Source organism: Buttiauxella sp. AC038, from assembly GCF_979253565.1.
The window spans coordinates 4,726,523-4,740,114 of sequence record NZ_CEEDCQ010000001.1 but is presented as its reverse complement, the minus strand read 5'-3'; the positions used below and the strand labels follow the sequence as shown (position 1 = coordinate 4,740,114).

11 protein-coding genes and 4 tRNA genes are annotated in these 13,592 nt (G+C 48.2%); 14 read left to right on the top strand and 1 reads right to left on the bottom strand.

All coding sequences use genetic code 11. The features are described from left to right. The first annotated feature begins 101 nt into the window (after nucleotides 1-101). Complete coding sequence (gene murB, locus AC0IXI_RS22400; RefSeq protein WP_422569541.1) at nucleotides 102-1,130, top strand: UDP-N-acetylmuramate dehydrogenase; 1,029 nt, start codon at nucleotides 102-104, stop codon at nucleotides 1,128-1,130. After that, nucleotides 1,127-2,089, top strand: coding sequence for a bifunctional biotin--[acetyl-CoA-carboxylase] ligase/biotin operon repressor BirA (gene birA / locus AC0IXI_RS22395; protein ID WP_064515267.1), 963 nt, complete (start codon nucleotides 1,127-1,129; stop codon nucleotides 2,087-2,089). Before murB ends, birA begins: the two co-directional genes overlap by 4 nt. 29 nt (nucleotides 2,090-2,118) lie before the next feature. Here birA and coaA read toward each other — a convergent pair whose 3' ends face one another. After that, nucleotides 2,119-3,069: a type I pantothenate kinase gene (gene coaA, locus AC0IXI_RS22390; protein WP_064515269.1), complete on the bottom strand. Its 951-nt coding sequence runs from the start codon at nucleotides 3,067-3,069 to the stop codon at nucleotides 2,119-2,121. 576 nt (nucleotides 3,070-3,645) lie between these two features. On the opposite strand from coaA, the gene AC0IXI_RS22385 reads away from it, so the two are divergent. The 12 genes from AC0IXI_RS22385 to rpoB all read left to right on the top strand — a co-directional run bounded on the left by AC0IXI_RS22385 (nucleotide 3,646) and on the right by rpoB (nucleotide 13,549). Then, a tRNA-Thr gene (locus AC0IXI_RS22385) sits at nucleotides 3,646-3,721 on the top strand. 10 nt (nucleotides 3,722-3,731) lie between these two features. Next, nucleotides 3,732-3,816: transfer RNA gene (locus AC0IXI_RS22380), tRNA-Tyr, on the top strand. Between the two features lie 119 nt (nucleotides 3,817-3,935). Beyond that, nucleotides 3,936-4,010: transfer RNA gene (locus AC0IXI_RS22375), tRNA-Gly, on the top strand. A 5-nt stretch (nucleotides 4,011-4,015) separates the two neighbouring features. Next, nucleotides 4,016-4,091: transfer RNA gene (locus AC0IXI_RS22370), tRNA-Thr, on the top strand. A 111-nt stretch (nucleotides 4,092-4,202) separates the two neighbouring features. Beyond that, on the top strand, nucleotides 4,203-5,387 hold the full coding sequence (gene tuf, locus AC0IXI_RS22365) for an elongation factor Tu (protein ID WP_232863769.1): 1,185 nt from the start codon (nucleotides 4,203-4,205) through the stop codon (nucleotides 5,385-5,387). A 234-nt stretch (nucleotides 5,388-5,621) separates the two neighbouring features. Further along, nucleotides 5,622-6,005 carry a preprotein translocase subunit SecE gene (gene secE / locus AC0IXI_RS22360; RefSeq protein WP_034461807.1) on the top strand — a complete coding sequence of 128 codons (384 nt, stop codon included), beginning with the start codon at nucleotides 5,622-5,624 and terminating at the stop codon, nucleotides 6,003-6,005. Nucleotide 6,006: 1 nt separating this feature from the next. Beyond that, nucleotides 6,007-6,552 (top strand): transcription termination/antitermination protein NusG, encoded by a 546-nt coding sequence (gene nusG / locus AC0IXI_RS22355; protein ID WP_064515271.1) that lies wholly within the window; start codon nucleotides 6,007-6,009, stop codon nucleotides 6,550-6,552. Nucleotides 6,553-6,834: 282 nt separating this feature from the next. After that, nucleotides 6,835-7,263 carry a 50S ribosomal protein L11 gene (gene rplK, locus AC0IXI_RS22350; RefSeq protein ID WP_034492296.1) on the top strand — a complete coding sequence of 143 codons (429 nt, stop codon included), beginning with the start codon at nucleotides 6,835-6,837 and terminating at the stop codon, nucleotides 7,261-7,263. A 3-nt stretch (nucleotides 7,264-7,266) separates the two neighbouring features. Further along, complete coding sequence (rplA, locus tag AC0IXI_RS22345) at nucleotides 7,267-7,971, top strand: 50S ribosomal protein L1 (protein WP_034461804.1); 705 nt, start codon at nucleotides 7,267-7,269, stop codon at nucleotides 7,969-7,971. A gap of 294 nt (nucleotides 7,972-8,265) precedes the next feature. Continuing rightward, nucleotides 8,266-8,763 carry a 50S ribosomal protein L10 gene (rplJ, locus tag AC0IXI_RS22340; RefSeq protein WP_034461803.1) on the top strand — a complete coding sequence of 166 codons (498 nt, stop codon included), beginning with the start codon at nucleotides 8,266-8,268 and terminating at the stop codon, nucleotides 8,761-8,763. Between the two features lie 66 nt (nucleotides 8,764-8,829). Then, nucleotides 8,830-9,195 (top strand): 50S ribosomal protein L7/L12, encoded by a 366-nt coding sequence (gene rplL, locus AC0IXI_RS22335; RefSeq protein WP_064515273.1) that lies wholly within the window; start codon nucleotides 8,830-8,832, stop codon nucleotides 9,193-9,195. A gap of 325 nt (nucleotides 9,196-9,520) precedes the next feature. After that, nucleotides 9,521-13,549: a DNA-directed RNA polymerase subunit beta gene (gene rpoB, locus AC0IXI_RS22330; RefSeq protein WP_064515275.1), complete on the top strand. Its 4,029-nt coding sequence runs from the start codon at nucleotides 9,521-9,523 to the stop codon at nucleotides 13,547-13,549. Nucleotides 13,550-13,592: the final 43 nt, after the last annotated feature.

Genomic DNA, 13,592 nt, shown 5'->3' with positions numbered 1-13,592 from the left:
CTGTAATTTACGCGATCACCTTTCATATCCGCCTCTGAGCAAGCCAACCCCCGCCATATAAGGTAAACTAACCGGGTTTAAACTCAGGAAAGATACCCAACATGAGCACTTCTCTTAAACCTTTCAATACATTCGGTATTCAGGCTAATGCTTCGCGTATTGTCATTGCTGAAACCGTGGAACAATTAAAGGATGCCTGGAGTGAAGCAGTGGCAGCAAATATGCCAGTGTTGATTCTGGGCGAGGGGAGTAACGTTCTCTTTCTTGAGGATTATTCCGGAACTGTAATTATCAACCGTATTTCAGGTATAGAAGTGACGGAAGAAAATGATGCATGGCATCTGCATGTTGGTGCAGGTGAAAACTGGCATCATCTGGTTGAAAATACCTTACAGCAAGGAATGCCGGGGCTTGAAAACCTGGCTTTAATTCCGGGATGCGCCGGATCTTCACCGATTCAAAATATTGGCGCGTATGGTGTTGAGCTTAAAAACGTCTGCCATTACGTTGATTGTATTGATTTAATCAGCGGTGAGATTCATCGCCTGGATAATTCACAGTGCCAGTTTGGCTATCGTGACAGTATTTTTAAGCATGAATATCAGAGCCACTATGCAATCATTGCCGTGGGATTACGTTTGCCAAAACAATGGCAGCCGGTATTAAGTTATGGTGACTTAGCCCGTCTTGATGCTGAAAATGTCACCCCTCAGGAAGTATTTGATGCAGTTTGCCATATGCGCATGACAAAACTTCCTGATCCACGTGTTAATGGCAATGCGGGGAGCTTTTTCAAGAATCCAGTCGTTGATGCCGAACAGGCTTCTGTACTACTTGCGGCTTTCACTAACATTCCACATTATCCTCAGCCAGACGGATCAATAAAACTGGCGGCAGGTTGGTTAATCGATCAGTGCCAGTTGAAAGGCTACAAGGTAGGTGGGGCGACAGTGCATCAACAACAAGCTTTGGTATTGATAAATGAGAGTGGTGCTTCAAGTCTGGATGTTGTGGGTTTAGCGCACCTTGTTCGTCAGCGTGTTGGGGAGAAATTTAATGTGTGGCTGGAGCCAGAAGTCCGTTTCATCGGAACATGTGGTGAAGTTAGTGCAGTGGAGACAATTGCATGAAAGATAATACAGTCCCACTCACGCTAATTAGTATCCTGGCCGATGGCGAGTTTCATTCTGGTGAGCAATTAGGCGAGCAGCTCGGCATGAGTCGTGCGGCCATAAATAAGCACATTCAAACTCTGAGAGACTGGGGAGTTGATGTTTTTACCGTCCCAGGGAAAGGCTATAGCCTTCCGGACCCTATCCAGTTACTGAATGAAGAACTGATAAAATCGCAAATTGAAACAGGCTCAGTTGCGGTATTACCTGTCATTGATTCGACTAACCAATATTTACTCGATCGTATTGAATCACTTCAGTCCGGTGATGCGTGTATTGCTGAATATCAACAAGCCGGTCGCGGGCGTCGTGGTCGGCAATGGTTTTCACCTTTTGGGGCTAATCTTTATCTTTCTATGTTCTGGCGACTCGAACAAGGTCCCGCAGCTGCGGTCGGCCTAAGCCTTGTCATCGGAATTGTGATGGCAGAAGTGCTGCGTGAATTAGGTGCTGAAGATGTCCGAGTTAAGTGGCCAAATGATCTCTATCTCAATGATCGCAAGCTTGCCGGCATTCTTGTTGAGTTAACTGGGAAAACAGGTGATGCGGCACAAATTGTTATCGGTGCAGGTATCAATCTTGCGATGCGCAATGTGGCAACTGACGTGATTAATCAAAGCTGGATTAATCTCCAGGAAGCTGGAATTAATATAGACCGCAATGCACTGGCCATTAGAATAATAAAAGAACTACGTAAGGCATTATATTTATTCGAAGATGAAGGTTTAATACCATTCCTTCCACGTTGGGAATTGCTCGATAACTTTATTAATCGCCAAGTGAAGTTAATTATTGGCGACAAAGAAATTCATGGTATTTCACGAGGAATTAATGAACAAGGCGGCTTGCTGTTAGAACAAGATGGCGTTATTAAACCATGGGTTGGTGGAGAAATATCACTGCGTGGGGCAAATTAATGATAATGGGGGATTAAATCCCCCATTATCTATTTTCTGAGTCTTACACAGTCCACTTCATGATTTGCACTTTTCGTCATGATTAAGCTGGCACGCTCGCGGGTAGGTAGGATATTTTCTTTTAAATTCAGCCAGTTGATCTCTTTCCAAAGTTGCAGTGCAACATTCACAGCTTCATCTTCTGGAAGCTTCGCGTAACTATGAAAATAAGAGTCTGGATCGGTAAATGCACCCTCACGGAACTTCAGGAACCGCGTGATATACCAATCTTGCAGTAGATCTTCGGGGGCATCGACATATATAGAGAAATCAACAAAATCCGATACAAATACATGATGCGGATCGTGGGGATAATCCATACCACTCTGCAAAACATTTAATCCTTCAAGAATTAGAATATCAGGCTGAGCAACCGTTTTATCGCCATCAGGTATGACATCATAAATAAGGTGAGAGTAAACCGGAGCCGTCACATTTGGCACCCCAGATTTAATATCGGAAACGAATTTCACCAAACGATGCATATCATAGGATTGTGGGAATCCTTTTTTCTTCATCAGATTGCGTTCTTTCAACACGTTATTCGGATGTAGAAACCCATCAGTAGTAATCAACTCTACGCTGCGGTGTTCAGGCCAGCGGCTAAGTAAGGCTTGTAACACGCGAGCAGTTGTACTTTTACCTACAGCGACACTACCGGCAATACTAATGACGTACGGAATACGCTGTCCATTAGTGCCTAAAAATTGCTCTAATACAGCCTGCCGACGCAGGTTTGAACTGATATAAAAATTCAATAGGCGTGAGAGTGGCAGGTAAATTTCAGCCACTTCTTCTAACGAGAGATCCTCATTGATACCTTTCAACCGAGCGATTTCACCTTCGGTCAGTGTCATCGGTACTGAGTCGCGCAAGGCTGCCCACTGGTTGCGGTTGAACTGCATATAAGGAGTCGTCAACATTTGCTCTTTATTACTCATAAGCATGCTTCTGCCTGTAATTCAGGACAAAAATGAACGTAGTACGCAGACTGAGAAAAGGGGACCCATCTCAGGTAATCAAAGGCGTGCAACGTATATTACTTTTCACAATGGGCAGGAGGGTAACACCAGATGAGGGATAATAATAAGAAAAAAGAAAGTGGTGATGCTTTCAGAGGAAGGTATCACGTTGTAGCGCGGCGTTAATTCGTTATGCACCGTATAAATGCTTAAGTTTACGGCTGATGATGCTGGGCTGACATTGCAACCAAGTAATGAAGGTGTCTAAAAGCAGTAGTAGTGAGTGAATCCATCCTTCTAAAGTAAATGAAGAGAGATTAGAACAGTGGCATAGCACTAAAAGAAGCTGCTTTGTAAGGAATGCATGTAGTAGAAGAGCACAAGAACGCTATTTTTTATAAATCATCACAGTCTTTGATGTACAAAATCAGTCCGAAATGCCGTTTAATTCATCATTTTTACGAGCCATTGCGCAAAATATAAGCGGTAGTGCATTTTCTTTAATTTTTTTGTTGCATCAAAGCGCTGCTCTTCCTAGAATGCGCGCTACTTGATGCCGACTTAGCTCAGTAGGTAGAGCAACTGACTTGTAATCAGTAGGTCACCAGTTCGATTCCGGTAGTCGGCACCATCAAGTGCTTGGTGGGGTTCCCGAGCGGCCAAAGGGAGCAGACTGTAAATCTGCCGTCATCGACTTCGAAGGTTCGAATCCTTCCCCCACCACCATTTTCAGGCCACGCTATGCGTAGCCCGAGGCGACGAGATCCAACAAGTCGACTCGAATACTGAGGAGCCTCTCCTCAGGCTCTATACAGAATTCAAGCAGGTAGCCGAGTTCCAGAGATGCGGGCATCGTATAATGGCTATTACCTCAGCCTTCCAAGCTGATGATGTGGGTTCGATTCCCACTGCCCGCTCCAGATGTGCTGATATAGCTCAGTTGGTAGAGCGCACCCTTGGTAAGGGTGAGGTCGGCAGTTCGAATCTGCCTATCAGCACCACCTCCTTTATCCTCCCTGTTTCTCTTCTGTTAGTGAATTCAACAAATTCAGGCTTTCGCCTGGTTGATGTGGTGATATCACCGATTTATCCGTGTCTTAGAGGGACAATCGATGTCTAAAGAAAAATTTGAACGTACAAAACCGCACGTCAACGTCGGTACTATCGGCCACGTTGACCATGGTAAAACCACTCTGACTGCAGCAATCACTACCGTTCTGGCTAAAACCTACGGTGGTTCTGCTCGTGCTTTCGACCAGATCGATAACGCACCAGAAGAAAAAGCTCGTGGTATCACCATCAACACTTCCCACGTTGAATATGACACCCCGACTCGTCACTATGCGCACGTTGACTGCCCAGGGCACGCCGACTACGTTAAAAACATGATCACCGGTGCTGCTCAGATGGACGGCGCTATCCTGGTTGTTGCTGCGACTGATGGCCCAATGCCACAGACTCGTGAGCACATCCTGCTGGGTCGTCAGGTTGGCGTTCCTTACATCATCGTGTTCCTGAACAAATGCGACATGGTTGATGATGAAGAGCTGCTGGAACTGGTAGAAATGGAAGTTCGTGAACTTCTGTCTATGTACGACTTCCCAGGCGACGATACTCCAATCGTACGTGGTTCAGCGCTGAAAGCACTGGAAGGCGACGCGGATTACGAAGCTAAAATCATCGAACTGGCTGGCTACCTGGATACCTATATCCCGGAACCAGAACGTGCTATCGACAAGCCGTTCCTGCTGCCAATCGAAGACGTATTCTCCATCTCCGGCCGTGGTACTGTTGTTACCGGTCGTGTAGAGCGCGGTATCGTTAAAGTTGGTGAAGAAGTTGAAATCGTTGGTATCAAAGATACCGTGAAATCAACCTGTACTGGCGTTGAAATGTTCCGCAAACTGCTGGACGAAGGCCGTGCTGGTGAGAACGTTGGTGTTCTGCTGCGTGGTATTAAACGTGAAGATATCGAACGTGGTCAGGTACTGGCTAAGCCAGGCTCTATCAAGCCGCACACTCAGTTCGAGTCAGAAGTTTATATCCTGTCCAAAGATGAAGGCGGCCGTCATACTCCGTTCTTCAAAGGCTACCGTCCACAGTTCTACTTCCGTACAACTGACGTGACTGGCACCATCGAACTGCCAGAAGGCGTTGAGATGGTAATGCCGGGCGACAACATCAAAATGGTTGTTACCCTGATCCACCCAATCGCGATGGACGACGGTCTGCGTTTCGCAATCCGTGAAGGCGGCCGTACTGTAGGCGCGGGCGTTGTTGCTAAAGTTATCGCTTAATCGCGGATAACATTTGACGCAACGCGCAAGAAAAGGGCATCATTTGATGCCCTTTTTGCACGCTCTCTGTCCAGAACCTGGCTCATCAGTGATTTTTTACTCATAATCATTGCTGAGACAGGCTCTGAAGATGGCGTTATACCGAATAGTGCCTGAAAAGAGCCATTCGGTCTGGTTTTGCCTCGCGTATGCGGGGCAAAAATGTTTGTCTGAATTATTGTGACGGGTTGGTTTATGAGTGCGAATACCGAAGCTCAAGGAAGCGGGCGCGGCCTGGAAGCGATGAAGTGGCTGGCAGTTGCTGCTCTGCTGATTGTGGCGATCGTGGGCAACTACATTTATCGTGATGTATCTCTGCCTCTGCGTGCCCTGGCAGTGGTTGTTCTGATTGCTGCAGCGGGTGGTGTCGCGCTGTTAACGACGAAAGGCAAAGCGACTGTTGCTTTCGCCCGCGAAGCAAGAACTGAAGTTCGTAAAGTTATTTGGCCAACTCGCCAGGAGACTTTACACACCACCTTAATCGTGGCGGCAGTTACTGCTGTAATGTCACTGATTTTGTGGGGGCTGGACGGTATTCTTGTCCGCCTGGTTTCTTTTATTACTGGCCTGAGGTTCTGAGATGTCTGAAGCCCCTAAAATGCGCTGGTACGTCGTTCAGGCGTTTTCCGGTTTTGAAGGCCGCGTAGCAACATCGCTGCGTGAGCACATCAAATTGCACAACATGGAAGAGTTGTTTGGTGAAGTCATGGTTCCGACCGAAGAAGTGGTCGAAATCCGTGGTGGCCAGCGTCGCAAAAGCGAGCGCAAATTCTTCCCGGGCTATGTTCTGGTCCAGATGGTTATGAACGACGCGAGCTGGCACTTAGTGCGCAGTGTTCCGCGCGTGATGGGTTTCATCGGCGGTACTTCTGACCGTCCTGCGCCAATCAGCGATAAAGAAGTTGATGCGATTATGAACCGCCTGCAACAGGCTGGTGATAAGCCGCGTCCTAAAACGCTGTTTGAACCAGGCGAAATGGTACGCGTCAGCGATGGTCCATTTGCTGACTTTAACGGTGTAGTTGAAGAAGTAGATTACGAAAAGAGCCGCTTGAAGGTTTCTGTATCTATCTTCGGTCGTGCTACGCCGGTTGAGCTTGATTTTGCTCAGGTAGAGAAAGCCTAGTAACTAGGTTATAACCAAAATAATTCGAGTTGCAGGAAGGCGGCGACGCAGTGAATCTCCTGGAGCTTACTTTAGTAAGTGACTGAGGCGAGCGAAAAAAGCCAACGCACATGCAACTTGAAGTATGAAGGGTATAAAAGCAGCGATTAATCGTTGCACAGGGCGCGAGATTGGAATACAATTTCGCGCCTTTTGTTTTTATGCGTCTTGCGCGCGTAGAACGAATTATTCACGGGGAGCCTTCATTGTTTAAGGCGCTATAACCCACTAGAGGAAATTAAGATGGCTAAGAAAGTACAAGCCTACGTCAAGCTGCAAGTTGCAGCTGGTATGGCGAACCCAAGTCCACCAGTTGGTCCAGCTCTGGGCCAACAAGGTGTGAACATCATGGAATTCTGTAAAGCGTTTAACGCCAAAACTGAATCCCTGGAGAAAGGTCTGCCAATTCCGGTTGTTATTACCGTTTATGCTGACCGTTCTTTCACTTTCGTTACTAAAACTCCACCGGCTGCTGTTCTGTTGAAGAAAGCTGCAGGTATCAAGTCTGGTTCTGGCAAGCCGAACAAAGACAAAGTGGGTAAAGTGACCCGTGCTCAGGTGCGTGAAATCGCAGAAACCAAAGCTGCGGACATGACTGGTTCTGACGTTGAAGCGATGACTCGCTCCATCGAAGGTACTGCTCGTTCCATGGGCCTGGTAGTGGAGGATTAAGAAATGGCTAAACTGACCAAGCGCATGCGCGTGATCCGTGACAAAGTTGATGCAACTAAACAGTATGACATCAACGAAGCCGTTGCTTTGCTCAAAGAGCTGGCCACTGCGAAATTCGTAGAAAGCGTTGACGTTGCTGTAAACCTCGGCATCGACGCTCGTAAATCTGACCAGAACGTACGTGGTGCAACTGTACTGCCGCACGGTACTGGCCGTTCAGTTCGCGTAGCCGTATTTGCCCAAGGCCCTAACGCTGAAGCAGCTAAAGCTGCTGGCGCTGAGCTGGTAGGTATGGAAGATCTGGCTGACCAGATCAAAAAAGGCGAAATGAACTTTGACGTTGTTATCGCATCTCCAGATGCAATGCGCGTTGTTGGCCAACTGGGCCAGGTTCTGGGTCCACGTGGCCTGATGCCTAACCCGAAAGTTGGTACTGTAACTCCTAACGTTGCTGAAGCGGTTAAGAACGCTAAAGCTGGTCAGGTTCGTTACCGTAACGACAAAAACGGCATCATTCACACCACCATCGGTAAAGTGGATTTTGACACTGACAAACTGAAAGAAAACCTGGAAGCTCTGCTGGTTGCGCTGAAAAAAGCTAAACCATCTCAAGCTAAAGGCGTTTTCATTAAGAAAGTTAGCCTGTCTACCACTATGGGTGCAGGTGTTGCGGTCGACCAATCTGGTCTGAGCGCAGTAGTGAACTAAGATTCACTGCTTTACGCGGGCGTTAGATTGGTCTAAAATCCTACGCCCGTTGCCTTACAATGTAAGGCACAAAGAATTTTCGGTTGGAGCCTGGCCTTATCCAGGCCTCCGTCCAAGACCGCAGGAGTTTCGCGAGAGACTTAATTCCCTGCGTAGACGGTGACAGAACCTGAAGAATATTTTTGATAGTCTTTGGCTTGTTTCTGCTCACCGTATGTCGACGTTCATTATCGTTTTGGTAATGAATGAAGTGAGTTCCGGGGAAACCCCGGCTAATATCCAGGAGCAAAGCTAATGGCTTTAAATCTTCAAGACAAACAAGCGATTGTTGCTGAAGTCAGCGAAGTAGCCAAAGGTGCGCTGTCTGCGGTTGTTGCGGATTCCCGTGGCGTGACCGTAGGTAAAATGACTGAACTGCGTAAAGCAGGTCGTGAAGCTGGCGTTTACATGCGTGTTGTTCGTAACACCTTGCTGCGCCGCGTTGTTGAAGGTACTCAGTTTGAGTGCCTGAAAGACACGTTTGTTGGTCCAACCTTGATTGCATATTCTATGGAACACCCGGGCGCAGCTGCTCGTCTGTTCAAAGAATTCGCTAAAGCGAATGCAAAATTCGAGGTTAAAGCTGCAGCCTTTGAAGGTGAGCTGATCCCGGCGGCCCAGATCGATCGCCTGGCAACTCTGCCAACTTACGAAGAAGCAATCGCACGCCTGATGGCAACCATGAAAGAAGCCTCTGCAGGCAAATTGGTTCGCACTCTGGCTGCTGTACGCGATCAGAAAGAAGCTGCTTAATAGCGCTTTCCTTTCTAACGCACTTGCTTACGTATAAACTTATTCTGATTTTCAGGAACAATTGTTATGTCTATCACTAAAGATCAAATCATTGAAGCAGTATCCGCTATGTCTGTAATGGACATTGTTGAACTGATTTCTGCAATGGAAGAAAAATTCGGTGTTTCCGCTGCTGCTGCTGTTGCAGGCCCTGCTGCTGCTGCTGAAGCTGTAGAAGAGAAAACTGAGTTCGACGTTATTCTGAAAGCTGCTGGCGCTAACAAAGTTGCCGTTATCAAAGCAGTTCGTAGCGCAACTGGCCTGGGCTTGAAAGAAGCTAAAGACCTGGTTGAATCCGCTCCAGCTGCGCTGAAAGAAGGCGTGAGCAAAGATGACGCAGAATCTCTGAAGAAAACTCTGGAAGAAGCTGGCGCTGAAGTTGAAGTTAAATAAGCCAATCTTTCCGGTTGCAGCCTGAGAAATTAGGCTGATGGCTGGTGACTTTTTAGTCACCAGCCTTTTTGCGCTGTAGGGTACCAGTAGCGTTTCACACTGTTTGACTGCTGGTTTCCTTTCAATGTTTGTCTCTATCTACGCCTTAATATACTACGACTTTCTATGCCGGGAGTTCCGGGGTAAAGCGTGGCGAAATGGTTTAAGAGTGATAGAAACAGGTATTGCGGAAAGTGTTCCACTTTCCGGTCCACAAAATAGTGTTGCACAAACTGTCCCCTTGTCGGGCAGATGGGTCGACTTGTCAGCGAGCTGAGGAACCCTAATGGTTTACTCCTATACCGAGAAAAAACGTATTCGTAAGGATTTTGGAAAGCGTCCACAAGTTTTGGACATTCCTTATCTCCTTTCTATCCAGCTTGACTCGTTCCAGAAGTTCATCGAGCAAGATCCTGAAGGCCAGTACGGTCTGGAAGCGGCTTTCCGTTCCGTGTTCCCTATTGCAAGCTACAGCGGTAACTCTGAGCTGCAATATGTGAGCTATCGTCTGGGTGAGCCGGTATTTGACGTTAAAGAATGTCAGATCCGCGGCGTGACGTATTCCGCTCCGCTGCGCGTAAAACTGCGCCTGGTGATCTACGAACGTGAAGCGCCGGAAGGCACCGTTAAAGATATTAAAGAACAAGAAGTTTACATGGGTGAAATTCCACTCATGACAGATAACGGCACCTTCGTTATTAACGGTACTGAGCGCGTTATCGTTTCTCAGTTGCACCGTAGCCCAGGTGTGTTCTTTGATAGTGACAAAGGTAAAACCCACTCTTCCGGGAAGGTGCTGTATAACGCACGTATCATCCCTTACCGTGGTTCCTGGCTGGATTTCGAGTTCGACCCGAAAGACAACCTGTTTGTACGTATCGACCGTCGCCGCAAACTGCCTGCGACTATCATTCTGCGTGCATTGCAGTTCACCACTGAGCAGATTCTTGATCTGTTCTTTGAGAAAGTTTATTTCGAAATCCGTGACAACAAGCTGCAGATGGAATTGGTGCCAGAACGCCTTCGTGGTGAGACTGCATCCTTTGACATCGAAGCTAACGGCAAAATCTATGTCGAAAAAAGCCGCCGTATCACAGCGCGCCATATTCGCCAGCTGGAAAAAGACGATATTAAGCTTATCGAAGTTCCGGTTGAATACATTGCTGGTAAAGTCGCGGCTAAAGACTACGTTGATGCATCGACTGGCGAACTGATTTGCGCAGCGAACATGGAACTGTCTTTGGACTTGTTAGCTAAACTGAGCCAGTGTGGTCATAAGCGTATCGAAACGCTGTTTACCAACGACCTGGATCACGGTGCATACATTTCTGAGACCATCCGTGTCGACCCAACTAGCGATCGCCTGAGCGCGCTGGTTGAAATCTATCGCATGATGCGTCCTGGCGAGCCACCAACTCGCGAAGCAGCTGAAAACCTGTTCGAGAACCTGTTCTTCTCTGAAGACCGCTATGACTTGTCTGCGGTTGGTCGTATGAAGTTCAACCGTTCTCTGCTGCGTGATGAAATCGAAGGTTCAGGCATCCTGAGCAAAGACGACATCATCCAGGTTATGCGTAAGCTGATCGGTATTCGTAACGGTCAGGGCGAAGTGGATGATATCGACCACCTCGGCAACCGTCGTATCCGTTCCGTTGGCGAAATGGCGGAAAACCAATTCCGCGTTGGCCTGGTACGTGTAGAGCGTGCGGTTAAAGAGCGTCTGTCTTTGGGCGACCTCGATACCCTGATGCCTCAGGATATGATCAACGCCAAGCCTATCTCTGCTGCGGTTAAAGAGTTCTTCGGTTCCAGCCAGCTGTCTCAGTTCATGGACCAGAACAACCCGTTGTCTGAGATTACGCACAAACGTCGTATCTCCGCACTCGGCCCGGGTGGTTTGACCCGTGAGCGTGCAGGCTTCGAAGTACGTGACGTACACCCAACCCACTACGGTCGTGTATGTCCAATCGAAACCCCTGAAGGTCCGAACATCGGTCTGATCAACTCCCTGTCTGTTTATGCACAGACTAACGAATACGGTTTCTTAGAAACTCCGTATCGTCGCGTTGTTGAAGGTGTTGTCACTGACGAAATCCATTACCTTTCTGCAATTGAAGAAGGTAACTATGTCATCGCTCAGGCTAACACCAATCTGGACGAAGAAGGCCGTTTCGTAGACGACCTGGTAACTTGCCGTAGTAAAGGTGAATCCAGCTTGTTCAGTAACGACCAGGTTGACTACATGGACGTTTCTACCCAACAGGTAGTTTCCGTCGGTGCGTCCCTGATCCCGTTCCTGGAACACGATGACGCCAACCGTGCATTGATGGGTGCGAACATGCAACGTCAGGCCGTCCCAACTTTGCGTGCTGATAAGCCGCTGGTTGGTACTGGTATGGAACGTGCTGTTGCCGTTGACTCTGGTGTTACTGCGGTTGCTAAACGTGGCGGTACTGTTCAGTACGTTGATGCGTCTCGTATCGTTATCAAAGTTAACGAAGACGAAATGCTGGCTGGTGAAGCTGGTATCGACATCTACAACCTGACCAAATACACCCGTTCGAACCAGAACACCTGCATCAACCAGATGCCATGTGTTTCTCTGGGCGAACCTGTTGAACGTGGCGATGTGTTGGCAGACGGTCCGTCTACTGACCTCGGTGAACTGGCTCTTGGCCAGAACATGCGCGTAGCGTTCATGCCGTGGAACGGTTACAACTTCGAAGACTCCATCCTCGTATCCGAGCGTGTTGTTCAGGAAGATCGTTTCACAACTATTCACATCCAGGAACTGGCGTGCGTGTCTCGTGACACTAAGCTTGGGCCAGAAGAGATCACCGCTGACATCCCTAACGTGGGTGAAGCAGCTCTCTCCAAACTGGATGAATCCGGTATCGTTTATATCGGTGCTGAAGTGACCGGTGGTGACATTCTGGTTGGTAAGGTAACGCCTAAAGGTGAAACCCAGCTGACTCCAGAAGAGAAACTGCTGCGTGCAATCTTCGGTGAGAAAGCGTCTGACGTTAAAGACTCTTCTCTGCGCGTACCAAACGGCGTTTCCGGCACCATCATCGATGTGCAAGTCTTTACCCGCGATGGCGTGGAAAAAGACAAGCGCGCGCTGGAAATCGAAGAGATGCAACTGAAGCAGGCGAAGAAAGACCTGACTGAAGAACTGCAAATCTTTGAAGCTGGTCTGTTTGCTCGTATCCATGCTGTGCTGGTTGCTGGCGGTGTTGAAGCTGAGAAGCTCGACAAATTGCCACGCGATCGCTGGTTGGAACTGGGTCTGACTGACGAAGAGAAGCAAAACCAGCTGGAACAGCTGGCAGAGCAGTACGACGAGCTGAAGCACGAGTTTGAGAAGAAACTTGAAGCTAAGCGCCGCAAAATCACTCAGGGCGATGACCTGGCACCTGGCGTGCTGAAAATCGTTAAAGTGTATCTGGCCGTTAAACGTCAGATCCAGCCTGGTGACAAGATGGCAGGTCGTCACGGGAACAAAGGTGTTATCTCCAAGATCAACCCGATCGAAGATATGCCTTACGATGAAAACGGCACGCCTGTAGACATCGTACTGAACCCGTTGGGCGTACCATCTCGTATGAACATCGGTCAGATTCTGGAAACCCACTTGGGTATGGCTGCTAAAGGCATCGGCGAGAAAATCAACGCCATGCTGAAGAAGCACGAAGAAGTTTCCAAGCTGCGCGAATTTATCCAGAAAGCATACGACCTTGGTTCAGATGTTCGTCAGAAAGTTGACTTGAACACCTTCACCGACGATGAAGTTCTGCGTCTGGCTGAGAACCTGAAAAAAGGTATGCCGATTGCTACTCCGGTATTCGACGGTGCGAAAGAGTCGGAAATCAAAGAGCTGTTGCAACTGGGTGGCCTGCCGACTTCCGGTCAGATCACACTGTTTGATGGCCGTAGCGGTGAGCAGTTTGAGCGTCCAGTAACCGTAGGTTACATGTACATGCTGAAACTGAACCACTTGGTTGATGACAAAATGCACGCGCGTTCTACCGGTTCTTACAGCCTGGTTACTCAGCAGCCGCTGGGTGGTAAGGCTCAGTTCGGTGGTCAACGCTTCGGTGAGATGGAAGTGTGGGCACTGGAAGCATACGGTGCTGCTTATACTCTGCAGGAAATGCTGACTGTTAAGTCTGATGACGTTAATGGCCGTACCAAGATGTATAAAAACATCGTGGATGGTAATCATCAGATGGAACCAGGCATGCCGGAATCCTTCAACGTACTGTTGAAAGAAATCCGTTCGCTGGGTATCAACATCGAGCTGGAAGGCGAGTAATAACTCGTATCTGCTGTACTGGTTACAGGATGTCCGGGTCACA